We start from the raw sequence: 23871 nt of genomic DNA, 5'->3' as shown, positions 1-23871 counted from the left end.
GCCGATGGATCAGCCGTGGTCGATCGTCGCCGGTATCGTCGGCGGGCTCGTTGTGGGGTGGCTCGCCTTGGTCGTGATCCTGGCAATCAGTGCCCGTCGACGATCTGAACCGCTGTCGCTCATCGCGGCACTGCGATGACGATGCAGGCCACCACGACGATGGTCGGGTGCTGAGGAATCGACTCACGAGCACCGAGAGAGACATTTAGCGCTGCAAACAGCCAGCCATCTATCGCTGCGGTTCACAGGGTAAGGGAGTGGCTGTGCCTCCTCTTTGATTCTTGTGAGGTTATTACGTTGCGTATTCATCGAGCGGGAACGCCGCCTTCGATAGGTCGATCGTCTAGCGGGCGCCGATCGGACCGGCGGTTCAGGTCAGTAGACCGCGGGCTTGCCCGCAAGAAGCAATGACGCCGCCCTAGTGAGAATGCCCACTGGGGGATGGTATGCGGGCTCCACGTACCCCCTAGGTCACTTGCTCATCATTCGTCGATCAGCGAGCCTAGATGTATGACAGGCACCCGTGGCGACACCACTTCGCCCGCAATCATGCCCGGCGCCCTCGTCCCACCAGCCGATGTCGACCGGATTTCGTCCGACCCAATCCTGCTCGGCACATTTGAGAAGAACTACACCGGCACCGAGAGCCCCTTAGATGCACTCTGGTGGTGGAACCATCCGACCGAGTCCACTCCCAGCGGTCGCCCGTCTCCGCTAGACCAGGTCAGGACCCTTGAAGCCATCGTGTATGGGCCCCCCTCCCCCGCCCTGGCGGCGGCTACAGAAGAGCATCACCGCCTCATGGAAGCGATCGAGGCGGAACGATCGCGCACCCGCGTTGCGATCGACGCGGTGCTCACAGCCGAATCGCACACTGAAAGAGAGGCTGCCCACGAGTCGGCGCCCGCGCCGACCTACCGATTGCCGATGATGAAAAAGCGACGAGTGGCCCCAAGTCGCACAATCATCGCGGTGAGCGCAGCGGCCATCTCTCTAGCGGGAGTCCTCGTCGGCATCGTCATTGGTCATCAGGTCGGCAGCCCGGCGGTGAATGCGGCGGGTGCTGTCGCTATCTTCGATCAGCCGCAGACCACGATCGATCTCCCGCGGGTGGCTCTCGACGCACCCGCTCTCAGCGTTCTCAGTTTCCGGGCGCTCGTGGACTCACCTCCCGTGTACGTAGCGCGCAGCACGAGTGGAAACGAGGTGTGTCTCGTTCTCGTGCAGCCCACGGGTCGCTCGTCAGCGAGCTGCGCCGTGGTCGATTCGTTTCCTGCAACTGGCCTCAATATCAAGGGTTCGTATCAGAATCCCGGCTCAAGCCAGCCCGACGACCCTGGCGCGGGCACGTTCCGTCAGGTGGATGTGACCTGGCTGCCCGACGGGAGCGTCACCGTCGCCGGCCCGCCAGAGGCCGAAGCGCTTTTCAGCACGGCTGGTTAGCTCCTCTGATCCCCCATCAGCAATGTGCCCGTTGAGGCATCCCTCATCGAGACGCCCTAAGCGGAACCGGGATGAGCTGTCTGAGGAACTGTGCCCAGCGAGCATTGGCCTCGGCGCTGGGCCCGAAAGGCTCAGGACAGGGTTTAGGCACGATTCGGTTTCGGCACAGAGTTGCGGCACGGCGTGTCGCGTCACGGCGCTGCACCTGGTCGACGTGCCGTAATCGATCAGTTTCGGGCGATTGCGTGAACCTACAAATGATGCAGACCGAGCGGGCGGCCCAGCTCATGCCCCGCACCGACGCTCCGGTTCGAAATGATCGGTCAACTCCGATATGATCGGAAAGTGCCGATGACAACCAAACTGACAGCAGCCGTGTCGCTGTTCCACTCCTTAGCCGACCCGAGTCGCCTGTCGATCCTGCGACGGCTCAGTGAAGGCGAAGCGCGTGTGCGAGACCTCACCGACGAACTTGGGCTGGCCCAGTCCACCGTTTCCGAGCACATCGCCTGCCTCCGAGACTGCGGGCTGATCGTCGGTCGAAGCGAGGGGCGTCAGAACTTCTATTCGGTGACCACGCCAGAAGTTATCGACGTCCTCGAATCCGCCGAACGACTTCTGGCGCAGACCGGCTACCAGGTCGACCTCTGCACGACGTACGGGCGTGACGCACGATGATCGGAACGATTGCAGCGGCCATCGGCCTGTTCGCCGCCACCAACATCGATGACATCGTTGTTCTCACCGTCTTGTTCCTCGCCGCGAGCAGGGGCGCCCTACCGAGCTGGAAGGTCGTCGTCGGGCAATATCTCGGCTTCATCGCGCTGGTCGCGATCAGCGTTATCGCCGCTGCGGGCCTCACCATCGTTCCCGACGAGTGGGTGGGCTTCCTCGGACTCATCCCCCTCGCAATCGGTATCTACGGCTTGATCCGCACCCTTCGTCGCCGGGGTGATGACGACGATGACGACGAGAGTTCCATTCGAGCCGGCGGCCTGCTCGGCGTGGCCGGCATCACTATCGCCAACGGCGCCGACAACATCTCGCTCTACACTCCGGTCTTCCGCACCAGCGCCGTCTGGGACACCGTCATCACGATCATTGTCTTTTTGGTTCTCGTGGCTGTGTGGTGCGTCGTCGCCCGCTTCGTAGGCACGAACAAGACCGTCACCGAGGCCCTCGAAAAGGTCGAACACTGGCTCGTGCCCGCCGTCTTCATCGGCCTCGGCCTCTACATCCTCATCGAGTCCGGAGTCATCATCCGCCTCATCGACGCGCTCTCATGAGAGCAACCCTCAGGGTGGCCGCAGCGACCCTCGCCGTAGCGGCCGCCCTGGCGGTGGATCAACTCACCAAGGCCTGGGCTCTCACAGCCCTGGGGCCCACCCGCGAAGTCGAGCTAGGCCTCGGCGCGAGCTTACGACTCATCTTCAACCCCGGCGTCGCGTTCGGGATCGGTAGCGATGTCGGAGCCCCGCTCGTCATCGGGATCATGGTCCTCACCACTGCTCTCCTAGGCTGGATCGCAACGCGCGCGGTACAGGGTCGCCGTACGCTTCCCACCATGCTCCTCGCGGTCGCCGCGGGAGGAGCGATCGGGAACCTCTGGGATCGCATCGCGCGCGCTGAAAAGGGTCCGCTCACGGGCGAAGTGGTCGATTTCATCGCTGTCGACTGGTTCGCAATCTTCAATGTGGCCGACATTTTCACCACCCTCGGCCTCACCGGTTTCGTACTCCTATCGCTATTCCAGCGCGACACACGAAGCAAGGACCGCCACCCCGCGGTCCTGAACACGGCACCGTAGTGTCCATGCGGGTGCGTACCGAGTTCGCCGAGGGGCGCGAACGTGGGTATGAGCACCACGCCTGACATTCTCCGCAACGACCTCGAAACGGTCACCGGACCGAAACTGATTTTCTCGAAATCGAGTTTCGATACGGACGACGTTTGCGGCCAACGATCGCGATCACGGCTAGACCTATCGCGAGCTGAAGCGCGCTCCGACGAGCTGGAACGGGCTGTGCCTCTCCGGCCCCCTCGATGTCCCACGCTGATTCCGGCATCATTCCCTCTCGGGTGCCAGCTCAACACTGGTCAGGGCTGTCTTCAATCGTCTTCGCGCGGGAGTAGCGCGCGCGGGCTACGTCCGGGCGAATACCTAGCACCGCCGCCGCGTCGACAAGGGAAAATCCTTCCCAGGCGACCAGGAGCACCAGTTCGCGATCGTCGATCCGGAGACTGGCGAGCGCATCTCCAAGCTCCTCCCCTCGCCCGGTGCCCGGCTCGTTCTGATGAGTTACGAGGAGAGCCGCGCGGAAAGACCCTGTGAGGGCGGAGCGTCGCGCTGAGGCCCGGTAGTGGCTTTTCAGCACGCGGTGGGCCACCCCGAAGGCCCACGCTCGCTTCTCGCTTAGTGGGCTCGGGAGGGCGTCTCGTCGACGCCAGAGCACGAGCAGCACATCGCCCAGGCAGTCTGCCGCCGCATCCGGCGGCGAGACCCGCCGGGCGAAGTAGTCCAGCAGGTCGGGAGCGACGTCGCGCACGAACGCCTCGAAGCCAGCCGGCACCGGCTCGGGCGCGGTCACTGGAAGATCCGTCCGAACGCGTCGCAGCTTCTCCCGTAGTACCGGACCATCAGCCCCCGGTCGCTGGCCGCGGCCGCGTCGACCTTCTCCTGCAGATAGGCAGCGGCTCCGCCGTCCAGACCAGTTCGACTCTGTGGTCCAGACCTGCAACTTAGCCGTCGCGGCTCTCGCGGCGGCGATCAATACGCTTCTCGATCCGGATGCGAAGCCGCATGAACGGACGCTCGACGGCTAAGTAGAGGAGTTGTGCTGCGGCGATTGAAAGGACGAGGCCTATTGCGTCGGTCAGAGGTGGTGCGTCGATGGCGGGCGTGACGAGGGCGAGGACAGTTTTGTGAAGCAGATAGATCGAGAACGAGAGCACCCCGATACGCACGGCGATTCTGCTGTTGAGCATCCGGCCGACCCTGCCCTCGGGCTGAGTGATCACGAACCAGAAGATCGGAGCGAGCGCGATTCCTTGGATAGTGCCCGCGATGCTCAGCTCGAAGGCCATTGACGGCACGACGGAGCTGATCCCCACGACGATCGCCGCGGCAGCGGCGACGAGTGGGAGGTGTGCGACAACCCATCTCCCAACTCGGCCGGGTCGTCTGAGACGGTCGCCCATGGCGGGGTTCAAAAGCAGCGCTAATGCGGCACCCCACAGGATCGCGTCGACGCGCGTGTCGGTCGAGTTGTAGATGCGCTCGAAAGTTGCCCCGTTTAGTCCTAGGACGATGCGCCAGACGGGCACCAGCAGAGCGATGGCGACGATCACTCGGCCGATCCGGATGCGGCCGGCGCCCACCCTGTAGGCGAGTAGCAGGAGGATTGGGACGACCAGGTAGTACTGCTCCTCGACGGCGAGCGACCAGAGCTGGCTGGTTTCTGGGGGCAGACCTGTGTCTCCGTTGACCGCGATGTAGTAGTTCGTGATGTTGAGAAATTCCGCGGCGACTCCCCAACTGGTTACTGCGGAGGGAAGAACTCCGGTCGCGGCTAAAAGCAACGCGAGGAGGATGGTGAAGTATGCCGCGGGAAGAATGCGGAACGCTCGGCGAAGATAGAACCGTCCCAGGCTGATTGTTCTGGAGGATTCGAACTCGCGGCGAAGCAAGGTCGTGATCAGGTATCCGCTGAGAAAGAAGAATATGGTCACGCCGAGATGGCCGGGCCAGAATCCTTGGTCAGTCGTGCCGTGCCCGACGAATACGATCAGGACCGCAATAGCCCGCAGACCATCCATGGAGGGTATGCGAGTGCTCGTCGGCACAGGTTCTGCAGTGCTGACGTTTGAGCGGAGGGAGGGCGGCGAGGTGCCGGCGTGAATTGCCACGAGAGAAGTCCTCGATCTCAGACAGATCGGGTCGGCGTGAGCGACCCGGAAAACGATCAGGAATGCGCGGCCGCTAAACCCCGAAGGTGAGGACGCGGCGCTTGCGCGCGCATGAGCCTCGCAACCGGGCAATGGACGGGCTGCGAAGAGACCGCTTCTACGTTCTGTTGATCGATAGGGCAATGAGCGAGGGCGGCGCGACAGAACTCGCAGTGACGGGATCGTTGGTGGCCCAGGCATTGATGGTGGGGTTCAGGACGTGCTGGGCGGAGGCGGGTAGTGTGCCGACGTCGGCGCCGGTGAGGTCGGGCGCCCGATGCCGCAATGTCGAGTCGTGATCGATCTGGGAGTGTCCGGGATCGGCAGCTTGCGACCGAGCATCGCCGACTGCGATGTTGCTGGGGGCGGCGTCCGGTTCAGCGACAGTCACCACGTGCGTGGAGCGCGCAGTGGAATGCACGGGCACAACATGAACGAAGACTGCCGTCGCCACAAGCGCGATGACGGTGAGGAGTACGGCGAGTGCTCCGCCGTGAGGCTGGCGCAATGCGGGCGAGTTGCGCATTACATCTCCTCGTTCATTCATCTATAGTTCAGGGTTTTTGCCGTGCGGGCGAGGTGCGTGCGCGGCTGACACCACACTCTCAGGCTGAGGTGGGCCGGGTCAGCACACGCCGGTGGCGGTTGAGAGCGCGGTTTGAAGTTCCTCGCTGAGTTCGTCGATGCGTGTCTGATCGAGGGCCTCGCCAGCCTCGAGGGCTTGAGCCTGTTCGATGAGGCCGTCGATAGTAGCGCTGGCCGTGTCGGCGGCGTTGGATGCGGCTCCTTCCGCTATCTGACTGGCGACCGTGTCGAGAAGCACCTTCGCGGCCGTGAGGTTCTTCTTGGCGGCGGCCGGATCAACGGGGATGTCCGCGACTGCCGTTTGGACGTCGGAGGCGACCTGCTCGATGACCGGTGTGATGATCGTGCACGCAGCATTTCCGGCCTCTTGTGCGACGATCTCGCCGACGGATGTACACCCGCTCAAGAGTGCCCCACTGAGGACGGTGGCAGCGATTGCGGCGGCTAGCCGGCCGGTTCGGGGGATGGTCATCGCGGGTCTCTTTCGTGTAGGGCTGGGGTGTGACCGGTGAGGTGCAGGGCAGATTCGTGGGGTTTACGGGGAGATCGAGAGGAAGATGAAGGTAGCGAATATCACCAGGTGCACGCCACCTTGGAGGCGAGTGGCCTTCCCCGGCACAAGCGTCAGCGTGCTAACGACCACGGTCAGGATGAAGAGGGTGATTTGGGTGGGGCCGAGGCCAAGGATCAGGGAGCCCTCGAACCAGAAGGTGGAGATGGCGATCACCGGGATGGTGAGCCCGATGCTGGCCATTGCTGATCCCAGGGCGAGGTTGTAGCTGGTCTGGATTTCGTTTCGTCGAGCTGCTCGTAGGGCTGCGATGCTTTCGGGCAAGAGCACGAGGATCGCGATGATGACGCCCACAAAGGATGGTGGGAAGCCGACCGCTGCAACCGCTGCTTCGATCGAGGGCGACTCGAGCTTCGCCAATCCAACTACCGCAATCAGCGATATCAGGAGTAGGCCAAGGCTGAGCAAGGTCTGGCGGAGGGACGGGACGTGTCCCGTCCCCTGGGGTGCAGGGGCTGCGACGATCTTCTTGACCGGCACGAACATCTCTCGGTGACTCACGGTCTGGATGCCGACGAAGATGCCGTATAGGACGAGGGAGGCTATCGCGACGAATACGAGCTGGCTCGTTGTGAATACTGGCCCCTCGGCGGATGTGAACGTCGGAAGAACCAGTCCCAAGGTGGCGAGGGCGGTGACTGTCGCAAGGGCGGCCCCGGTTCCTTCGGCGTTGAACTTCACGATCCCGTGCTTGAAAGTCCCAATGACGAGGGCGAGGCCGACGATTCCATTCATGGTGATCATGACGGCGGCGAACACGGTGTCACGCGCGAGCGTTTCTGAGCCAGGCCCTCCTGCACTGACAAGCGTGACAATCAGTGCGACCTCGATCGCCGTGACGGAGATTGCAAGGACCAGGGAGCCGAACGGCTCTCCCACGCGATGAGCGATGACTTCTGCATGGTACACAGCGACGAGGACTGCCGCGGCGAGCACGATTGCGACGAGGACGACCAGTGCCCCGTCTAGTTTCTGGCCCCAGAACGCCACGAGCGTGATGGCGGCGACGATCGGAATGCCAGTGCTCAGCCATGTCTTGTAGGCCGCCTGCTTGGGCGATTGGGTCTTGCCGGGCACGATCTCGTCTCGGGTTGGGATCCGTTTATCTATGAACGAGTGCTCATACGTTCATACGATTCCATAGCCGTCTGGAGAAGCTCTGGGAGTACACGCGAACCTGTACTGTATAGGATTTCGCTCATCTAAGGCTGTGCGACGCGGGGTATCCTCGGGCTCATGCCCCCCGTAGCGCCCGGCGCACCTTCCAGAAGAGAGGCCTTCTCGGCCCCGACCGTCGATCGCGAACACGTCGATGCCGTGCGCGCGTTGATGCCGGCGCCGGCGGACATTGCGGACCTGGCTGATGTTTTTGGGCTCTTGGGAGAGCCGAACCGGGTGCGACTCCTGATCGCGTTGCTTGATGGTCCTATGTGCGTTCGCGACCTTGCTGCGGCGATCCGCCTCAGCGAGTCCGCCGTCTCGCATGCCCTTCGCCTTCTGCGTGCCCACCGCGTCGTCGATGTGCGCCGCGATGGCAGGGTGGCCTTTTACGAGATCGCGGACACTCATGTGCAGCATCTACTCGAGATCGGCCTTGAGCATGTCGGCCACACGGAGCTGATGCACCCCACTCCCCTGTCGGCCGGTGAGCTCAACGTGGATTAAATACAGCTTTCGCTGTACGGTCAGCGTGTGCTGACTATTGCTTCGCGTCTTGACGTCATGAACCGCCTCGGTCGCGCGATGGCCGATCCGACCCGCTCGCGCATCCTGTTGAGCCTGATCCAGCAGCCCGGGTACCCGGCCGAGCTGGCCCGAGATCTCGAGCTCACCCGATCGAATGTGTCCAATCACCTGACCTGCCTCCGCGGGTGCGGCATCGTCGCCGCGATCTCCGAAGGGCGGCAGACCCGTTATGAGATCGCCGATCCTCATCTGACGAAGTCGCTTCTCGCGTTGATGGACGTCGTCCTCGCCGTCGATGACGGTGTGGAGTGCACGGATGAGAACTGCGATGTCCCGCTGTGCTGCGGAGCGGAGGTAGCCCCGTGAGCAAGGAATGCTGCGGACCCGAAGATCCCATGCCGTTGTCGATCGGGCGGCGACCCGGCTTGAACCTCTCCACCAGCAACTCCGTGGCGGGGAGTGACGCCTGCGCCCACGACACCACGAACGGCCATCAGAGTCACGGTCCCGACGAGAGTGACGACGAGCACGATCATGCCGGCGGCGAAGGCGAAGAGCTGACTCCGTGGTGGAAGGACCGTCATCTGCTCGTCCCGATCGCCGCTGGGGCGCTCCTCGCGGTCGGCTACGCGCTGGAGTGGTCCGGTGTCGGCCTCCCCGCGACGATCGTGCTCGCGCTGAGCCTCATCGCGGGCGCCTCGACCTTCGTGCCGGGCGCCATTCGCCGTCTCCTCCGCCGCCGACTCGGCGTCGGTTTGTTGATGACGATTGCAGCGGTCGGTGCCGTCCTCCTCGGCTATGTCGGCGAGGCGGCCGCGCTAGCGTTCTTGTTCTCGATCGCCGAGGCTCTCGAGGACCGTGCGATGGACCGAGCCCGAAACGGTCTGCGGGCTCTGCTCTCCCTGGTCCCGGAGACCGCAACCGTGTCCCGGCTAGCCGGCCCGGTCGAGATTCGTACCGCTGAGATCCAGGAGCTCGACCTCCTTCTCGTGAAGGCGGGCGAGCGGATCGCAACCGATGGAATCGTGACTTCTGGGCGCAGCAGTATCGATGCCTCCGCCATCACCGGCGAATCCATCCCCATCGAAGTCGGTCCGGGCGACCCGGTGCCGGCGGGCGCCATCAACGGCACGGGCAGCCTCCAGATCGAAGCGACCGCGAACGGCACCGACAACTCCCTCACCACGATTGTGCGGCTGGTTGAGCAGGCCCAGGCCGAGAAGGGCGAACGCGCCCGCCTTGCCGACCGCATCGCCCGGCCACTGGTTCCGATCGTATTGATCGTTGCGGCACTAGTAGTGGCCTTCGGTTTCCTCGTCGGTGATCCCCTGACCTGGACCGAACGAGCTCTGGTTGTTCTGGTCGCCGCATCGCCCTGCGCTCTGGCCATCGCGGTGCCCGTGACCGTGGTGTCCGCCATCGGCGCGGCCAGCCGGTTCGGAGTAGTCATTAAGTCCGGAGAGGCTTTCGAGCAACTTGGCACCATTGATCTGGTGGCGTTCGACAAGACCGGCACCCTCACGCGGAACAAGCCGACGGTTGTCGCCGTCGAGACAACGGCCGCAGCCGATCGCCCCCGTGTTCTCGACGTCGCCGCGGCACTGGAGTCACACAGCACCCACCCCCTGGCGAGAGCAATCCTCACCGAGCAGCCTCACCCACCCACCGTCTCCGATGTGACGGAACATCCCGGCCAGGGGGTATCCGGACTCATCGACAATACGGACGTGCGGGTCGGTAGTCCCCGCTGGGTCTCGCCCGGCGCGCTCCTCGAGCGCTGCGAGGGCATGGAAGCCGAAGGCATGACGGTGATCGTCGTCGAGATCGACGGCTCCCCTGCGGGCCTGATCGGCATCCGAGACGAACTGAAACCGGAAGCTAAGGCTGCAATCACAGAGCTGAAGACTCTCGGCGTGGCCGCAGTTATGCTCACGGGCGACAACACCCGCACTGCGAAGGCTCTTGCCGCCCAGGTTGGTATCTCTGACGTCAGGGCGGAGCAGATGCCTGCGGACAAGGCTGCCGTGATCGAGTCGTTCCGCCGGTCACGTCGCACGGCGATGATCGGCGACGGCATCAACGACTCCCCCGCTCTCGCCGCGGCCGACGTCGGAGTCGCGATGGGTGCCACCGGCTCCGCGGCCGCCATCGAGTCCGCCGATATTGCCTTCACCGGTTCCGATCTGCGTCTCATCCCGCAGGCTCTTGCTCACGCCCGTCGTGGCCGCCGGATCATGTCCGGGAACATCGTGCTCGCCTTGGTGATCATCATTGCGCTCTTCCCGCTTGCCCTGTTCGGCGTGCTGGGATTAGCCGGAGTGGTTCTAGTGCACGAGATCGCGGAGGTGGTTGTGATCGCCAACGGCCTCCGAGCCGCGCGAGGCCGAGCCGTGCTCCCCGCCCTACCGGAGCCTCAGGATGCGCCTGCTGAAGGCATAAGGATCTCGGGTCATCCGACTATTCGCACGAAGTAGTAGCTGCCCCAGAGGGGGCGATGCTCCACGTAGCGACCCCAGTCGGGCGAGTCGATGCTCTGGCCGTTTCCGTCGTAGATGCCGATGTGGGTTCCCGGCCAGACCACAAGGTCCCCGGCTTGTGCGTCTGCCGGGGCGATGGGAATTCCCATGGCCGCTTGATTTGAGACCATCCTGGGCAGGTAGATGCCGAAGGCCGCGAACACATACTGGGTGAGTCCGTCGCAACCGAAGCTTGTGTCGGGGCTGGCACCGGTGCCGTACGGAACCACTCCCACGAATTGTTGCGCGTAGGCGACGATCGCTTCACCGCTGTAGGGGCCCGAAGGCGGGTTCACGGTGAAGGGAGTTGCAGCCGGGCTGCTGGTCTTGGCCGCTGCAGCTGCCGCCGCGGCCTCTGCAGCCTGTGTGGCCGCGACAGCGGCGGCGGCGGCCTGACGGGACGCTTCGAGTTCTTCTCGGCTGGGTGCCACGTAGTTGTCTCGGCTCACCGCGAGGGCTGCCGACGCGTCCGGCACGATGAGGGTTTGATCTCCCGCGATCGCACGGTCTGTCTGTTCGCTTCCGAAGTTCCCGCCGCCTCCGAATGCGTAAGCCGGGAGCGCCATCGTCGCGACTAGCCCGGCCGTGAAGGTCATGACTACGACCGTGGCCGCGCGCCGCCGTGGAGACCCCGTAGCCTTCTTGGGAGGGCGAGCCGGCGTTACCAGCCGCACGACTGGGGTGTGCTTGCTTCGCGCTTCGAGCTCTCGGAGCTCTCGTCGTGTCTGCGGCTGTGGAGCACTGTCTTCTAGGGGCACGAATGTCCTTGGGTTCCAATTCGGCGTTGGTGTGCCGCTCGCCTTCCCGTTCTTGGTTCGCTCGCCGGCCAAGAGGCGAAAGGAATTCCTTGGCCGGGTCCGCCAGCTTCGGGTGCAAAGCGGATTCCTCGACGGTACGCGACGCAGCGCCGCATGTCGAGTACATCCAAACATTTACTAACAGATTGATAACGGGCGATGGCCGGTCCCTCGCCGTCGCCGAATGGTCAGTGAGTCAACAGGATGATGATCCAGGCCAAGGACCCAGCCAGGGGCAGGAGCACGACGCAGATGAACCACGCGCCCTTCTCCCCCTCCGTCAGACCGGGAGCGTGAGCAATGGTGACCGCTCCAACTGCCAGAATCGCGATGCTGATGAATGGCAGTACGTACTGGAATGGCCCGGAGCTGGAGAGGAGAACCAGCTCCTCCCCCCACGTGTCGTTCACGGCGCGGTGTGCGGCCGGAGCGCGGTGGAGTGCTGCACAGGTGCCGCCCCGGATTACCCGAAGAGGTCACTGATCCATGATTCGCGTCCGCGCTTCTTTTGGCTGCCGTGCGAGTTGCGGTCGCTGCCATGTCCGGACCGCGTGTCCCTGTCATGGCCACCGCGGTCATCGTAACCGTAGGCCGGTGCGGGTAGTGGAGCGACCGGGGAGGCGGAGCGTTCGACGATCTTGTCGAGCTCACCGCGGTCCAGCCACACGCCGCGGCATTGCGGGCAATAGTCGATCTCGATTCCTTCCCTGTTGGACATGACCAGGGTGGAGTCGTCGATGGGGCACTTCATGGGGCTTCTCCTTGCGTGATGGGTTGGGGTGTTGCCGGATCTGGGGAGTGCTCGAGAATTTGGACGAGAGTGTCGGGGTGTCGGGTGGAGACCAGCCAGTACGGTACGGGGTCGGCGGGGTCGGTGATTGCGACGCGGATGACGGGTTTGACCCACCCGCGGATGCACAGCCAGGCGCGGGCGTCGAGGGCGGGGCCACGTTGCCGGGTGGCCTCTGCTCCGTCGAATGCCTTGACGGCGCCCAGAAAGGCGCGGGGAATGATGGCGCGTCCGACTCGGAGGTTGGTGTCGGTGACTTCGATCACGGGAGCCGTCGCAACGAACAGCAAGATGACCCCGGAGTACAGGAGTATCCCGAGCACGATTCCGATTACGATCCCCGGGATGCCTCCCTGGGGTGCGATCGGCAAGAACACGATGATGCTGGCCGGGATGACCAAGCCGATGTAGAAGTACATGGAGATGGCTGGCCGAAGTCGTTCACGGTAGAGCTTCACGCGTCGCTCTCCTGTCGCTCGAGTCGTTCCGCCAAGGTGACGAGGAAACGTTCTGCCATTTCGGGTGGGAGGGTTCCGCAGTCGACGGCGCGGGCGATTTCGATCAGTCGAAGTTTGCTCGCCGCCACGGTGCTGCTGTTCGGCTGGGCGGCGAGAACGCGGAGCAAGCGAAGCCGGGCAGTCAGTGCTGCCGCGGTCCATCTGGTGGGCATGGGCTCAGAGTACACACGATAGTTCAGGATTTTCTGTATAGTCGTTGGGTGGCCGACATTCGATCTGACCTCCCCGGTCGTCGCCTGGTCGGCGCTCTCATCGTCCTTTTCGCGGTCGTGGTCGGCGTCGTCATCGATCAGCTCGTGAAGCAATGGGCGATCGCCGATCTTTCGAATGGGCGGGTCATCGAGGTTTTTCCGACGTTCGAGCTGCGGCTGGTGTTCAATCCGGGGGTGGCCTTCGGCATGGGTGCCGGCCTGGGGCCGATTGTTGGGGTGGTTCTCATCGCCGTCTTGACCGGTCTGACTGTGTGGATTGCCATCAAGGTCTGGCGGGGGCAGCAGCTTGTTGATGTGTTTCTCCTTTCGGTGGTTCTCGCGGGCGGTCTGGGGAACGTGGTGGACAGGGTCTTCCGTGCGCCGCCCGGGGCACCCTTGACGGGTGAGGTCGTCGACTATCTCGCCGTGTCGTGGTTCGCGATCTTCAACCTCGCTGACGTGTTCGCGGTCGGTGGGGTGCTGGTCTGGCTTGTGCTCGTCACGCTTCGCTCCCGGGCTCATGAGGCAGCGCGCTGAGGGTGCTGCGGTGAGCGGTCTGAAAGGCACGGACGGCTTCCTCCAGCCGAGGGTCGTCGCCGCGCGCTAGGCCTGCGTACTCGATGGTGGTTTCTCCGTCGACCGTGGGGGTGATCTTGATCCACATGCGCCGTCGGGAGATGAACAGGGATGTCAGTAGTCCGGCTGTGGCGAGGAGCGCGAAGATCAGCACGATGTCTTGTGCGGGGTCGTAGCTGAGGTCGAAGGACGCGAACCGGCTGATCTCGTCAAGCGTGATGCTGCCCAGCTGGTTCGGCAGGTCGACGGTCTCGCCGGGGCGCAGTTGGAGGGACTGCACGCCGGTGTCGCCGCCGGTGAGTTGTGTGAGGGTGCTGGTGTCGAGCGAGTACACCGATGTCGGGACGCCGCCGTCGAGGCCGAGGTCTCCCTGGAAGACGTTCAGGGTCACGGTCGGGTAGATGAGGTCCGGGTAGGAAGAGTACTTCGCCCCGGAGTCGCTGGTCTCTTCCGTGGGGTAGAGGAATGAGAGCATTCCGATCTGTTCTTTGAGCCCGTCGGGCACTTTGATGACGCCCAGCGAGGTGAGGTTGGAGTCCTGGGGAAGGAAGGGGATCGCTCCGGAGTACACGGTGTCGCCGGAGGGGTTTCGGATGGTGATGTGGGGCGCGTATCCGTTGCCGAGGAGGAAGATGTCGGCGCCGGCGAGCTCGAGCGGCTTGTTGACCTTGATGGTGTCGGTGCGGGCCGTATCGGTTCCCGGTTCGGTGATCGATACGGAGGCGGTGTAGTCGAGTGGTTGGCCGAGTGCTCCCCTGTCGGCGTCCTCGTAGTCGACGGTGAACTCGTCCAGGGTGATGCGGTAGGGGGAAAGGACCTCGGGGGTGAACAGGCGTCCGGGGTTGAAGGTGTCGTAGGAGCTTTGCACGTTGGCGAATCCTTCGCCCTCGACGACGACGCGCTGTCCTGCGTAGCCGAAGAGGCCGCCGAGCGCGACCGCGAGGAGGAGTCCGACGAGGGAGATGTGGAAGACGAGATTGCCGGTTTCTCGCAGGTATCCGCGCTCGGCTGAGAGCGAGACCGACGATCCGCTGGTGAAGCGCGCGACCCGGTATCGTCCCTTGCGCAGAATCGCTTCTGCGCTCTGCAGTGCATTCTCGGTGTTGACGCCCGCCGGGTGGTCGTCGCGGGCGTAGGCGGGTAGCCGGTTCAATCGTGCGGGGGTTCGTGGTGGTTGGGCCCGGAGCGCGTCCCAGTGGTGTTTGGCACGGGGGATCACGCAGCCGATCAGGGAAACGAACAGCAGGATGTAAATGCTCGAGTACCAGAAGGAGCTGTAGGCGTCGAACGCTTGCACGGCTTCGAGCAGGGGTGCGATTCCGGGGTTCTTGTCGATGTATTGGATGACGCCGTTAGGGTCGGAGCTGCGCTGTGGGAGCAGCGATCCGGGGATCGATGCGAGGGCGAGCAGGAGGAGCAGGAAGAGGGCGGTGCGCATGCTGGTCAGCTGCCGCCACGCCCATCTCCCCCAGCCGGCCGCGGCGGAGGTGCGGGGCAGTTCGGAGTCGACGTGGTCGTCGGGTCGGCGAGGGTCCGTGGCCGACGCATCGGACTGGGTGGGTGCGCTCATCCGAGGGTCGCGCCGCGGGCAGTCATGAAGGCTTCGGGGTCGATGCGGGTGCCGTCGACGGTGACTTCGTAGTGGAGGTGGCAGCCGGTGGAGACTCCGGTCGTTCCGGCTAGCGAGATCAGCTGGCCGGCGGCGACCGACTCGCCCGGATTCACGACGAGCTGGCTGTTGTGCGCATAGCTCGTCTGCACACCGGCACCATGGTCGAGCTGCACCCAGTTGCCGAGGCCCCCGAACCACCCCGCGTAACTTACGGTGCCCGCGGACGCGGCGTAGACCGGGGTTCCGCAACCCGCGCCGAGGTCGACGCCACGATGGTAGGAGCTCGCGCCTGCCGTGGGAGCGACGCGTGGCCCGAAGCCGTCGGAGATCCGGCCACCGACTGGTCGGGTCCAGCCTTGATCGGAGAGCTGGCCGGAGTCCAGTTGCGGGTAGCCGCCCGCGGCTGCGGCTGCCGCTGCGGCCGCCGCGGCGGCGGCGCGGCGGACTTCTTCGCCGCGTGCATAATCGGCCTCGGTGGCCTGGCGGTTCTCGGTGAGGACGGCCAGTTGTGCTTTGAGGGTTTCGGAGTTCTGCAGTTGCTGCCCGAGCTGGTATTCGACCTCTTGGGATGCCGCGATGGCGGCGTCCATGGCCACCTGTGCTTCTTCGGCGAGACGGGCGCGTTCGGCTTGGGCCACGCCGGCCTGGTCGGTGAGCGCTTGCGCCGTGTTGCCGGCGGCTTCGGCCTGCACGTACAGCTGATCGATGTTCTGCGATAACCGGGACGCGATGGCGAGGCGGCTGAGGAAGTTATCCGAGTCGGCACCGGAGAGCAGGAGCTGGGCGCTGAGCTGATCGCTGCCACCCGTTCTGGCCATCGAGCTGACGAGCCTACCGACTGTGTTCCGGGCTGTTCCGGCTGCCTGCTCGGCTTCGGTCGCTTGCGCGTCGAGTTCGCGTGCCTTTTCTCCTGCCCGGTCCAGGGCGTCTTGAGCCAGGTCCCACTCGTTGCTGCGGGTGAGTGCGAGCTGCTGGGCCTGGGCAAGGTCCGCTTCGATCTGGCCGATGAGTGCCGTGAGTTCGCTGATCTGGGCCTGTTTGCTGGATTCGTCGGCGCGAGCGGCTTCGACTTCCGGCCACGTTGGGTACTCCTCGGCGGCGGCCGAGAACGGAGTGGTCGTCAGGCCTGCAGTAATGATGATGGTCAGAGCGGCCGAGAGAAGGATTCGGGACCGGTGCCGCGACGTGCGACGATCGGCCCTCGGGGTCGAGGGGTCCATGAGAATTCTGCTTTCCAATGCGGGAGTGGGCGCGCGCGGGCGCTGTGCAAGGGATCGCAGATTCTAGATGCGGAGCAGGCCTGCTCTTGATGCGAGGACGAGTGACAGGAATTCGGACCGCGACGCCCGCGGAGGCGCGTTGCCGGCCGCCGGGGTCATTTCTGCGCGAGCCGAGCGGCGCGCTTGCGCTGTGACGAGCACGAGCAGGCCGATCGCCGCTACGCAGATCAGAGCAGCCCCGAGACACTCCACCACTCCCCCACCGTCCCTATCGGGAGCATGGGTGGCCGGGGCGGCGGCGGGCACGATCACGGAGGCGGCGACGTCGGCGTCGTGGTTGCTTGATGCGGCGTGGAGAACGGTCGATGTCGCTGCGGCGACGCAGATCAACAGGGCAAGAAGCACGGTGTGGAGCAGTCGTGGGAGCGCGCGCTGCGTGATGCGCATGCGTGTCACTGCCTTCCGCTCGGGGGTAATTCCTGTCACAGCGATTGTAAAGGAGATCCTGTACTCTCGGAGAGATTTGATCGCCGCTGTGAATGGAATGTCGTGCCTTCTTCTGGTCTCCAGCCGCCCGAACGTCCACGGTGGACATCGGCCCAGTATGCCTATCTGGCGTTGGGTCTGAATGGGGTGTGCTTGCTGATCCTGTTCGCGAACCTGCTCACTGGGAACACCTGGTGGGAGATCGCGGTTCCGATCGCGGTCGGCTTTCTGGTGCTGGGTGGTCTCTCGGGCATCCAGACGAGGCGAATGCGGTCGAGGGAGCGCCGTCAGGGTCGCTGACATTCAGCGGTTGCTTCGCGCCGGTACAGGCCCGCTGGTATCCACGGTTCGGAACAGCACGCCGACGGCGATGAACACGGCTGATCCGACGAGGGTGAGAACCTGCCAGACGTCGTCGCCGAATTCGAACGGCCATGCCGGGTTCCACAACACGGCCAGAGGCACCATGGGTATTCCCCACCACCAGCGCCGGTGCTGGAGGGCGATCACTGCGAAGATCAGCGCCAGGATGCTGACCGCGTACCTGACGTACAGGTAGAAGTCGGTTCCGATGAGACCGATGGTAGCCAGCAGCGCGATGGCTCCGAGCACGGCAGGAAGCATGCCGGGTCGAATGTTCCGGCTGCGGTTGTTTCCCTTGGCCATCAGCGCGGGTCCTGCTCGGCGTTGCGGCGTCTGCTACGGATCGAGACAACGACGGCGATGGCGACGACGAGGACGACGACGATGATGCCGCCGATCAGGGCTATGGGGAACAGGGCCGAGTACACGTCCCCCTCCGCCGTTGAGGTCGCGGCCGAGGTTTCGGTGGGCGGGGTCGTCGAGGGCTCCATGCTGGGCGTCGGTTCGGTCGTCTCGGTGGCTGTGGGTGAGGGCACGACGGTGGGTGCCGGCTCGACGGTGTAGCTGAAACCGTATTGGCCGGAGATGGGGTGTCCGTCGGCAGAGACGGTCTGCCAGAGCACCTGGTAGCTGCCCGCCGTGGTGGGCGTCACCGCCTTGGTGAGGGTGGTGTTGTCGATGGTGATGTCACCGGTGGAGACGTCGGTCCCGGCCGGGTCGAGCACAGCGATTGCGATGCCGGTGTCGAATCCGGCGAGGGGCGCTTCGTTGAAGGTGAGTTGCACCTGGGTGATCGGCGTCGTGATGGTCTGGTCTGCTGCCGGAGTGGCGGACGCGAGGGCGTCGTGGGCAGTCGCGGTCGGGGCGGCTCCGAAAAGGATCGCGGCGGTCGCGAGGATGGCGGCGACGGTCGCGGGGATTCGGTGGCGTGGGCGGGAGGTCATGGGGCTTCTTTCGTGTTGCGGCGGTTGAGGCGTTGGAGGTAGTCGTTGTAGGCGTCCAGGTCGGCGTCGCCGTGGGCGTCGTGGCGACGGTCGGCGGCTTTGGCTCGGGTGGTGTCGTCGCGGTGCCAGCGGGAGAGCAGTACGAGCACGATGATGAGGGTGGGAAGTTCGCCGTACGACCAGGCGAGGGCGCCGGCGACGAGCTGGTCTTGCACCGGGTCGATGCCCCAGGAGGCAGGCGGTGTGGCGAAGTACGCGACCAGCGGCAGCGTGGCAAGCATGATGATGACGCCGAAGAAGGCGTGCAACGGCATCTCGGCGAACACGTCGAGGAGGCGCCCGAGGTGGGTCTGCCGGGCGGGAAGTGGGTCGGCGGAGATGAGGGGGATCGTGAACAGGATTCCGCTGACCAGGAACAAGAGCTCGAGCCCGACGTGCCCTGTCCATGTCCCGAGCAGGGCGCTTGCGATGCCGCTGAGATAGAGGCCGTAGAAGGTGAACAGGAATAGCGGGATCATGACGGCGGGGTGCAGGGCGGTACGTGCTGCGCGCGATCGCAGCCCGGTCAGTGCGGCGCGCTGCACGAATCGACCGAGGCCGCGGTGCGGGACGGCTTTCAGGAGCAGGGTGCCCGGGGAGCCGAGGACGAGCAGTGGCGGCACGGCCATCATGAGGGTGAGCTGCTGGAACATGAACACGGAGAACATCCGGTACCCGTAGCCCTCGAGGCCGGCTCCCATGGTGACGATGAGGATGACGCAGCCGGCGAGGAAGCAGATCGTGCGGGTGACCGACCAGCGCCGCCCGGTGGCCCAGAGTCGGAGGGCACCAAGGCTGTAGGCGACGAACAGGATCAGCCCGATCGCGGGGATCAGCGGGATCGGCTGCAGGTTCGGGGCGAGGAACTGGGTGAGGTCGGGGGGTTGGGCCGGCACCCAGACCGGGCCGAGGGGGTCGCCGGTCATTGCGGGGTGTTTCGGTCGTTGAGGGTGCGGAGCATGGCGTTGTAGTCGTTCAGGTCACGGTCGCCGGTGCGGTCGGCGTTGCGATCGATTCTCCGGGTCTCGCGGGCATCGGAGCGCGACCACAGGGTGACCATGGTGATCGCGAGGACGAGGGTGGGGATTTCGCCGACGCTCCAGGCCACTCCCCCGGCGGCCTGCTGGTCGCTGAGGGGGTCGACGTTCCAGCCTTCGGTGATGACCCCGTACCAGTCCGGGAGCAGCAGTTCGGTGGACGTGATGATGGAGAGCCCGAAGAAGGCGTGGAAGGCCATGACGACGAGGAGGGTCACGAGTCGCAGCGGGTAGGGGAACCGGTACGGCACGGGGTCGGTTCCAATCATTGAGAGGGCGAAGAGGTAGCCGACGATCAGGAAGTGGGCGATCATCCACTGGTGCCCGAGCGGGTCGGCGAGTGACCAGCCGAACAGCGGTGAGTAGTAGAACAGCAGGGTCGATCCGACGAAGAGGATCGCGACCACGAGCGGGTGGGTGATGATGGCGGTGACCCGAGCGTGGGTGAGGGCCATCAGCCATTCCCGGGGACCGCGGCTGCCGTCTTTACGGGGATGGATGGAGCGGAGCGCCAGCGTGACCGGGGCGCCGAGCACGAGGAAGATTGGCACCATCATGCCGAGCGTCATGTGCTCGAGCATGTGCTGGCTGAACAGGTAGGTACCGTAGACGGCCGGAGCTCCGTTGGTGACGTACGCGAGCAGGATCAGGCCGATGATCCACGACACTGCTCGCAGCGCCGGCCATTTGTCGCCGCGCTGGCGGAGCCGTCGTAGAGCAGCGAGATAGAGCACGATGCCGAAGGCGGCGCCGATCGCCCAGATGGGGTCGATGGTCCAACTGTCGAAGTACCGTGCTGGTGACAGGGCAGCGGGCAGCGGTTGGCCGGTGAGGATCTCCGAGGCGGTGACAGCGAGGCCTTCTCCGACCGGTGGTGGTGTGCGTGCGAGCACGACGGCCGCGCCGGATGCGAGCCCCATCAGCAGCATCTCGGAGGTGATCAGCCAGGCAATGATCTGGCGGGTTCGGGGGGACTCGGCGAAACGGCGGATGAGGAAGCGGCGATGCGCGGCACCTGCGGCGCCGAGTGCGAGGAGGGCGGCGATCTTGACGAGCAGGATCTGCCCGTAGCCGGTCGTCCACAGCTGGGAGGGCTGGTCGAATCGGATCACAGCGGAGACGAGTCCCGAGGCGGCGACGATCACGAAGCTGATCAGGGCGATGGAGGAGTACCGGCGAAGCAGTGTGTGTGCGTCGCTCCTCGTGCTGCGACTGACGAGGAAGGCGGTGACGACGAGCCCTCCGATCCAGGTTCCGGCGGCGGCGGCGTGCAGCCAGAGAGCTGAGGATGCGGCGGAGTGGCTGCCGGCACCGGCCGCGTGACCTTGGAGGGCAATCGGAACGAGAGTGGCGAAGCCAAGCACCAGGGCGGTCGCGACGAGGGCCGGGCCCCGCACGGCGAAGCACAGTACCGCGAGAACGGCTGCGGCTACCGTGGTCATCAGCCAGGCTTGGCCGAGGCTGACGTCGGTGAGGAACTGACCGAAGCTGGCGGGGAAGATCTCCACGGGAACGGGGCCGGCGAGCGAGAAGTACGCCAGGATCGCGGTGAGGAACGACAGCACAGCCCAGGCACACGCGCTCCCGGCGGCGATGTCCATGGCCGTGTTGTAGGCGGATTTCCCGATGGGGAGAGCGAAGGTGGCGAGGACCAGTGCTCCGAGCACGACCGCAGAGGTGAGGTTGACCGCGCTTTTAGCGAGCGGCAGCCCGATGTCGACGACTGGCCCGGCGTCGATCAGGAGGGTCGGCTGCTGCAGCCAAGCAAGCACGGCCAGGACGCCGCCGACGACAAGGGTGCTGGCCACCAATGTGGCCGGGGCGGCAATGGCGAGCACCCGGCGAACGTCTCGGCCATCTTGCTGCGTGGCGGCCGTCACGATGAGCTCTTCTCGCCGTCCCCGGTCTCAAGACGCTTGGCGAGGCGCGCGCGTTCCTGGGCTTCGACCTTCGCTCGTGCCTTGCGTTCGTGGGCGTCGGCCTTGATGATCGCGCGCATGATGACGAAGAAGATTCCTCCGACCAGCACGGTGGGGGCGAGTGAGTAGATGGCGTTGAACCAATAGTTGTCCATGCCCATAGGGCGCTCCTGATACGGACGGGCTCCCGCGCGCAGGCGCGTGGCGGGGGAACCATTGACGAGTGGGTGCGACAAGGGTCGCTGAGAACACCCGTCGGGATCAGATGCGGGAAACGCCCAATTGGGTCAATGCCGGGGCCTGGGGGCGCAGGGTCCGCTGCAGGGTGGGCACGGCACTAGGTGGCCCGGGTGCAGGAAGCAAACGCATCACGCCGACGCGAAGAAGCGCGAGAACGGCGAGCAGGCAGCCGATGCCCAGGGTCAAGCACAGGGCTGAGCAACCGGCGACCAGCAGATTCGCGGTGCCGTCGGTGACTGCGGACGGCGCATCCGGAATTACGTCGACCTGGTCGATGCTGGCCGCGGAGACGGCTGCGGGGACTTCGGTCATGGTGGAGTCCATCAGATGCCCGAACAGCAGCGCGGCGACTGCGGTGAGAACCGCGAGTCCAGCGACCGTCGCCCAGCGGACCCGTCGCGGGTCGGTGCGGGTGCTGATCACGGGCGGCGGCTCTCGATCCGGTGGTAAGTCTCGGTGACGTCCAGGGTATCAAGCCCGGCTGGGGCGCCCCGCGCGGCGAATTCACGGACTCGGGCTTTAGTGTCGCGTCTCGTGACCCCCGCTCCGCGCCGACCGCTGCCGTTGTGGGCGGCCGTTCTTGTCGCCGTGCTCTCCGGCCCGATGATGGATGCGGGCTTCCCAAGTCAGAATCTGTGGCCCCTGACCGTGGTCGGCGTAGCGATGGTTCTCCTGGCGCTGCGCCGGCAGTCGGTTCCGCGGGGGCTGCTGATCGGTTTCCTGGCAGGTGTGTCGTTCTATCTCGTCCAAATCTCCTGGGCAGGCGAGTACCTGGGGCCCGTTCCGTGGTTGGCGCTGACGGTCACCGAGTCGCTCTTCTGGGCGGCATTCGGTGCGCTGACAGCGATCGCCTATCGGCTGGTCCCGCGTGCCTGGCCCGGACGGTGGGGTGGGCTTCTCCTCCTTCCGGTCGTGATCTCGGGGTTGTGGGTCGGGCGCGAAGAATTCTCGGGAGCGTGGCCGTATGGCGGCTTCTCCTGGGGGCGGGTCGCGATGTCACAGTCGATGGGGCCGTTCGCTGAGCTGGTCTCCTGGGGCGGAATGGCGTTCCTCTCCTTCGTCCTCGTTGCTCTGGTCGCCGTGACGCTCGCCATGGTGGAAGAAGGAGCGAGGCTCGCGCCGCTCTCCGTCGCGTTGCTGTCGGCAGCGACCGCGCTGATCCTCGTTCCCGTGTTCCCGGTCGAGCCGACCGGAACGTTTCGTGTCGGTGCCGTGCAGGGCAATGGCCCTGCCGGGTACTTCTCGAACCGGGCGCCAGGCGACCTTCTCGCGGCTCAGGTCGAAGCGAGCACCCTGCTGGGCGGGGAGCGGGTCGATGCGGTGGTGTGGCCGGAGAATGCGAGCGAGTTCGACCCCCTCGCTTCCCCCTCCGAGATGGCACGCCTCACGGCGATCGCGTCCTCGCTTGGCGCTCCGCTCACGTTGGGCACGATCACCGAACGCGAGGGGCTCTTTTACAACTCGACTCTCTCCGTTGATCCTGTCGATGGGGTGGTTGATGTCTATGACAAGAAGCACCCGGTCCCGTTCGGCGAGTATGTGCCCGACCGATCCTTCTGGGAGTCGTTGGCGCCGGACCTGATCGGACTGATACAGCGCGAGTACGTTCCGGGGCAGCGCGACGGGGTGCTGCCGCTCGGGCCGATTTCCGCCGGATCGGCGATCTGCTTCGACATCACCGACGACCGGGTGATGCGAGCACTGATCACCGATGGTGCGCAGATCGTTCTCGCTCAGTCCAACAACGCCGATTTCGGGCGAACCGACGAGAGCGTGCAGCAGTTGGCGATCGCCCGGCTTCGCGCGATCGAACTGGGCCGGACCGTGGTCAACATCTCCACCGTCGGAACGAGCGCGATAATCACACCAGATGGCACCACAACCGCGCAGATCGACCCGTTCACCGCCGGAGTGATGGTGGACGACGTTCAGACGTCCGAGACCGTGACGCCCGCGGTGCGGTTCGGAAGCAGCATCGCCCTGCTGATCAGTCTCAGCCCGCTCTTCGTCCTCGCGGCCGCGGCCGCAGCCCGGCTCAGACTGGTGGCGCGTCCATCTCGTGGGCCGGATCGGTGACCAGGACGACGCCGAGGAGATCGGTGAGTGCGTGCGCGAGCCGCTGGTCAGCGAGCTCGTAACGCACCCGCCGGCCCTCGGGCACGACAACCACGAGGCCGCAGCCGCGCAGACACGCGAGGTGATTCGACATTCGCTGCCGGGTCACGTCGAAAAGCTCGGAGAGTTCGGCGGGATACGCCGGGCCGGCCGAGAGTTCGACGAGAATGCGAGATCGGATGGGGTCGGAGAGTGCATGACCGAAGCGAGCGAGAGCGTCGACGGCGGTCAGAGTTTCCATAGTGGAATGATATCCGTTATCAACTGAGAAAAGACCG

At 65.0% G+C, this 23871-nt stretch carries 28 protein-coding genes; 10 read left to right on the top strand and 18 right to left on the bottom strand.

All coding sequences use genetic code 11. From position 1 onward, the window contains the following. Window positions 1–4 precede the first annotated feature (4 nt). The 5 genes from AC3WLB_RS23130 to AC3WLB_RS23110 all read left to right on the top strand — a co-directional run bounded on the left by AC3WLB_RS23130 (window position 5) and on the right by AC3WLB_RS23110 (window position 3250). A complete protein-coding gene (locus tag AC3WLB_RS23130; RefSeq protein ID WP_492510151.1) occupies window positions 5–139 on the top strand; it encodes a hypothetical protein in 135 nt (44 codons plus the stop codon). A gap of 371 nt (window positions 140–510) precedes the next feature. Then, window positions 511–1443 carry a hypothetical protein gene (locus tag AC3WLB_RS23125; protein ID WP_492510149.1) on the top strand — a complete coding sequence of 311 codons (933 nt, stop codon included), beginning with the start codon at window positions 511–513 and terminating at the stop codon, window positions 1441–1443. Window positions 1444–1794: 351 nt separating this feature from the next. After that, window positions 1795–2121: an ArsR/SmtB family transcription factor gene (locus tag AC3WLB_RS23120; RefSeq protein WP_492510199.1), complete on the top strand. Its 327-nt coding sequence runs from the start codon at window positions 1795–1797 to the stop codon at window positions 2119–2121. Continuing rightward, window positions 2118–2729: a cadmium resistance transporter gene (locus AC3WLB_RS23115; protein WP_492510147.1), complete on the top strand. Its 612-nt coding sequence runs from the start codon at window positions 2118–2120 to the stop codon at window positions 2727–2729. Before AC3WLB_RS23120 ends, AC3WLB_RS23115 begins: the two co-directional genes overlap by 4 nt. Window positions 2730–2743: 14 nt before the next feature. Next, window positions 2744–3250: a signal peptidase II gene (locus AC3WLB_RS23110; RefSeq protein WP_492510145.1), complete on the top strand. Its 507-nt coding sequence runs from the start codon at window positions 2744–2746 to the stop codon at window positions 3248–3250. Window positions 3251–3530: 280 nt separating this feature from the next. Here AC3WLB_RS23110 and AC3WLB_RS23105 read toward each other — a convergent pair whose 3' ends face one another. The 5 genes from AC3WLB_RS23105 to AC3WLB_RS23085 form a co-directional block, all read right to left on the bottom strand. Continuing rightward, window positions 3531–4031 (bottom strand): RNA polymerase sigma factor, encoded by a 501-nt coding sequence (locus tag AC3WLB_RS23105; RefSeq protein ID WP_492510143.1) that lies wholly within the window; start codon window positions 4029–4031, stop codon window positions 3531–3533. A gap of 151 nt (window positions 4032–4182) precedes the next feature. Further along, complete coding sequence (locus AC3WLB_RS23100) at window positions 4183–5259, bottom strand: acyltransferase family protein (RefSeq protein WP_492510141.1); 1077 nt, start codon at window positions 5257–5259, stop codon at window positions 4183–4185. A gap of 247 nt (window positions 5260–5506) precedes the next feature. Next, window positions 5507–5914 carry a hypothetical protein gene (locus AC3WLB_RS23095; protein WP_492510139.1) on the bottom strand — a complete coding sequence of 136 codons (408 nt, stop codon included), beginning with the start codon at window positions 5912–5914 and terminating at the stop codon, window positions 5507–5509. A gap of 99 nt (window positions 5915–6013) precedes the next feature. Next, entirely contained in the window at window positions 6014–6445 is a 432-nt protein-coding gene (locus AC3WLB_RS23090) for a hypothetical protein (protein ID WP_492510137.1), read from the bottom strand. A gap of 63 nt (window positions 6446–6508) precedes the next feature. After that, complete coding sequence (locus AC3WLB_RS23085; protein ID WP_492510135.1) at window positions 6509–7621, bottom strand: calcium:cation antiporter; 1113 nt, start codon at window positions 7619–7621, stop codon at window positions 6509–6511. A gap of 159 nt (window positions 7622–7780) precedes the next feature. On the opposite strand from AC3WLB_RS23085, the gene AC3WLB_RS23080 reads away from it, so the two are divergent. From AC3WLB_RS23080 to AC3WLB_RS23070, 3 genes are read left to right on the top strand one after another with little or no spacing between them, the layout of a single operon-like run. Continuing rightward, window positions 7781–8209, top strand: coding sequence for an ArsR/SmtB family transcription factor (locus AC3WLB_RS23080; protein WP_492510133.1), 429 nt, complete (start codon window positions 7781–7783; stop codon window positions 8207–8209). A gap of 27 nt (window positions 8210–8236) precedes the next feature. Next, window positions 8237–8596, top strand: coding sequence for a Cd(II)/Pb(II)-sensing metalloregulatory transcriptional regulator CmtR (cmtR, locus tag AC3WLB_RS23075; RefSeq protein ID WP_492510131.1), 360 nt, complete (start codon window positions 8237–8239; stop codon window positions 8594–8596). Next, the gene (locus AC3WLB_RS23070) at window positions 8593–10704 is read left to right on the top strand and encodes a heavy metal translocating P-type ATPase (RefSeq protein WP_492510129.1); all 2112 of its coding nucleotides are present in this window, start codon (window positions 8593–8595) and stop codon (window positions 10702–10704) included. Before cmtR ends, AC3WLB_RS23070 begins: the two co-directional genes overlap by 4 nt. On the opposite strand, the gene AC3WLB_RS23065 is transcribed toward AC3WLB_RS23070, so the two are convergent. The 3 genes from AC3WLB_RS23065 to AC3WLB_RS23055 all read right to left on the bottom strand — a co-directional run bounded on the left by AC3WLB_RS23065 (window position 10680) and on the right by AC3WLB_RS23055 (window position 12791). Next, on the bottom strand, window positions 10680–11342 hold the full coding sequence (locus AC3WLB_RS23065; RefSeq protein ID WP_492510127.1) for a C40 family peptidase: 663 nt from the start codon (window positions 11340–11342) through the stop codon (window positions 10680–10682). The genes AC3WLB_RS23070 and AC3WLB_RS23065 overlap by 25 nt on opposite strands. 664 nt (window positions 11343–12006) lie before the next feature. Further along, the gene (locus AC3WLB_RS23060) at window positions 12007–12294 is read right to left on the bottom strand and encodes a TFIIB-type zinc ribbon-containing protein (protein WP_492510125.1); all 288 of its coding nucleotides are present in this window, start codon (window positions 12292–12294) and stop codon (window positions 12007–12009) included. After that, entirely contained in the window at window positions 12291–12791 is a 501-nt protein-coding gene (locus AC3WLB_RS23055; RefSeq protein ID WP_492510124.1) for a DUF3093 domain-containing protein, read from the bottom strand. The genes AC3WLB_RS23060 and AC3WLB_RS23055 overlap by 4 nt, the downstream gene beginning before the upstream one ends. 260 nt (window positions 12792–13051) lie before the next feature. Here AC3WLB_RS23055 and AC3WLB_RS23050 point away from each other — a divergent pair, with 260 nt between their 5' ends. Further along, the gene (locus tag AC3WLB_RS23050) at window positions 13052–13579 is read left to right on the top strand and encodes a signal peptidase II (RefSeq protein ID WP_492510123.1); all 528 of its coding nucleotides are present in this window, start codon (window positions 13052–13054) and stop codon (window positions 13577–13579) included. On the opposite strand, the gene resB is transcribed toward AC3WLB_RS23050, so the two are convergent. The 9 genes from resB to AC3WLB_RS23005 form a co-directional block, all read right to left on the bottom strand. Then, window positions 13542–15188 (bottom strand): cytochrome c biogenesis protein ResB, encoded by a 1647-nt coding sequence (gene resB, locus AC3WLB_RS23045; protein ID WP_492510121.1) that lies wholly within the window; start codon window positions 15186–15188, stop codon window positions 13542–13544. The two genes, AC3WLB_RS23050 and resB, sit on opposite strands and share 38 nt — an antisense overlap. Continuing rightward, entirely contained in the window at window positions 15185–16450 is a 1266-nt protein-coding gene (locus tag AC3WLB_RS23040) for a peptidoglycan DD-metalloendopeptidase family protein (protein ID WP_492510119.1), read from the bottom strand. The genes resB and AC3WLB_RS23040 overlap by 4 nt, the downstream gene beginning before the upstream one ends. A gap of 63 nt (window positions 16451–16513) precedes the next feature. Next, window positions 16514–16897: a hypothetical protein gene (locus AC3WLB_RS23035; protein WP_492510117.1), complete on the bottom strand. Its 384-nt coding sequence runs from the start codon at window positions 16895–16897 to the stop codon at window positions 16514–16516. A gap of 342 nt (window positions 16898–17239) precedes the next feature. Next, the gene (locus AC3WLB_RS23030; RefSeq protein ID WP_492510115.1) at window positions 17240–17602 is read right to left on the bottom strand and encodes a DUF6804 family protein; all 363 of its coding nucleotides are present in this window, start codon (window positions 17600–17602) and stop codon (window positions 17240–17242) included. Continuing rightward, on the bottom strand, window positions 17602–18243 hold the full coding sequence (locus tag AC3WLB_RS23025; protein ID WP_492510113.1) for a copper resistance CopC family protein: 642 nt from the start codon (window positions 18241–18243) through the stop codon (window positions 17602–17604). Before AC3WLB_RS23025 ends, AC3WLB_RS23030 begins: the two co-directional genes overlap by 1 nt. Beyond that, window positions 18240–19208, bottom strand: a complete 969-nt coding sequence (locus AC3WLB_RS23020; protein ID WP_492510111.1) for a cytochrome c oxidase assembly protein — start codon at window positions 19206–19208, stop codon at window positions 18240–18242. Before AC3WLB_RS23020 ends, AC3WLB_RS23025 begins: the two co-directional genes overlap by 4 nt. Beyond that, a complete protein-coding gene (locus tag AC3WLB_RS23015; RefSeq protein WP_492510109.1) occupies window positions 19205–21199 on the bottom strand; it encodes a bifunctional copper resistance protein CopD/cytochrome c oxidase assembly protein in 1995 nt (664 codons plus the stop codon). The genes AC3WLB_RS23020 and AC3WLB_RS23015 overlap by 4 nt, the downstream gene beginning before the upstream one ends. Further along, window positions 21196–21399 (bottom strand): hypothetical protein, encoded by a 204-nt coding sequence (locus AC3WLB_RS23010; protein ID WP_492510107.1) that lies wholly within the window; start codon window positions 21397–21399, stop codon window positions 21196–21198. Before AC3WLB_RS23010 ends, AC3WLB_RS23015 begins: the two co-directional genes overlap by 4 nt. Window positions 21400–21499: 100 nt before the next feature. Continuing rightward, window positions 21500–21901, bottom strand: coding sequence for a hypothetical protein (locus AC3WLB_RS23005; RefSeq protein WP_492510105.1), 402 nt, complete (start codon window positions 21899–21901; stop codon window positions 21500–21502). Window positions 21902–22012: 111 nt separating this feature from the next. Here AC3WLB_RS23005 and lnt point away from each other — a divergent pair, with 111 nt between their 5' ends. Further along, window positions 22013–23554: an apolipoprotein N-acyltransferase gene (gene lnt, locus AC3WLB_RS23000; protein WP_492510103.1), complete on the top strand. Its 1542-nt coding sequence runs from the start codon at window positions 22013–22015 to the stop codon at window positions 23552–23554. On the opposite strand, the gene AC3WLB_RS22995 is transcribed toward lnt, so the two are convergent. Then, window positions 23514–23834, bottom strand: coding sequence for an ArsR/SmtB family transcription factor (locus tag AC3WLB_RS22995; protein WP_492510101.1), 321 nt, complete (start codon window positions 23832–23834; stop codon window positions 23514–23516). The two genes, lnt and AC3WLB_RS22995, sit on opposite strands and share 41 nt — an antisense overlap. Window positions 23835–23871: the final 37 nt, after the last annotated feature.

It is taken from the genome of Herbiconiux sp. FW305-C-125 (assembly GCF_058783455.1).
This window is presented reverse-complemented; position numbering and strand designations above follow the sequence as displayed.

What these genes read in the sequence shown, in the direction of transcription:
- AC3WLB_RS23030 (WP_492510115.1), bottom strand. Translation starts at nt 17,602, where the DNA reads ATGGCCAAGGGAAACAACCGCAGCCGGAACATTCGACCCGGCATGCTT.
- resB (WP_492510121.1), bottom strand. Translation starts at nt 15,188, where the DNA reads ATGAGCGCACCCACCCAGTCCGATGCGTCGGCCACGGACCCTCGCCGA.
- AC3WLB_RS22995 (WP_492510101.1), bottom strand. Translation starts at nt 23,834, where the DNA reads ATGGAAACTCTGACCGCCGTCGACGCTCTCGCTCGCTTCGGTCATGCA.
- AC3WLB_RS23080 (WP_492510133.1), top strand. Translation starts at nt 7,781, where the DNA reads ATGCCCCCCGTAGCGCCCGGCGCACCTTCCAGAAGAGAGGCCTTCTCG.
- AC3WLB_RS23120 (WP_492510199.1), top strand. Translation starts at nt 1,795, where the DNA reads ATGACAACCAAACTGACAGCAGCCGTGTCGCTGTTCCACTCCTTAGCC.
- AC3WLB_RS23090 (WP_492510137.1), bottom strand. Translation starts at nt 6,445, where the DNA reads ATGACCATCCCCCGAACCGGCCGGCTAGCCGCCGCAATCGCTGCCACC.
- AC3WLB_RS23115 (WP_492510147.1), top strand. Translation starts at nt 2,118, where the DNA reads ATGATCGGAACGATTGCAGCGGCCATCGGCCTGTTCGCCGCCACCAAC.
- AC3WLB_RS23095 (WP_492510139.1), bottom strand. Translation starts at nt 5,914, where the DNA reads ATGCGCAACTCGCCCGCATTGCGCCAGCCTCACGGCGGAGCACTCGCC.
- AC3WLB_RS23125 (WP_492510149.1), top strand. Translation starts at nt 511, where the DNA reads ATGACAGGCACCCGTGGCGACACCACTTCGCCCGCAATCATGCCCGGC.
- AC3WLB_RS23020 (WP_492510111.1), bottom strand. Translation starts at nt 19,208, where the DNA reads ATGACCGGCGACCCCCTCGGCCCGGTCTGGGTGCCGGCCCAACCCCCC.
- AC3WLB_RS23035 (WP_492510117.1), bottom strand. Translation starts at nt 16,897, where the DNA reads ATGCGCATCACGCAGCGCGCGCTCCCACGACTGCTCCACACCGTGCTT.
- AC3WLB_RS23130 (WP_492510151.1), top strand. Translation starts at nt 5, where the DNA reads ATGGATCAGCCGTGGTCGATCGTCGCCGGTATCGTCGGCGGGCTCGTT.
- AC3WLB_RS23065 (WP_492510127.1), bottom strand. Translation starts at nt 11,342, where the DNA reads ATGACCTTCACGGCCGGGCTAGTCGCGACGATGGCGCTCCCGGCTTAC.
- AC3WLB_RS23010 (WP_492510107.1), bottom strand. Translation starts at nt 21,399, where the DNA reads ATGGGCATGGACAACTATTGGTTCAACGCCATCTACTCACTCGCCCCC.
- AC3WLB_RS23060 (WP_492510125.1), bottom strand. Translation starts at nt 12,294, where the DNA reads ATGAAGTGCCCCATCGACGACTCCACCCTGGTCATGTCCAACAGGGAA.
- AC3WLB_RS23025 (WP_492510113.1), bottom strand. Translation starts at nt 18,243, where the DNA reads ATGACCTCCCGCCCACGCCACCGAATCCCCGCGACCGTCGCCGCCATC.
- AC3WLB_RS23100 (WP_492510141.1), bottom strand. Translation starts at nt 5,259, where the DNA reads ATGGATGGTCTGCGGGCTATTGCGGTCCTGATCGTATTCGTCGGGCAC.
- AC3WLB_RS23040 (WP_492510119.1), bottom strand. Translation starts at nt 16,450, where the DNA reads ATGGACCCCTCGACCCCGAGGGCCGATCGTCGCACGTCGCGGCACCGG.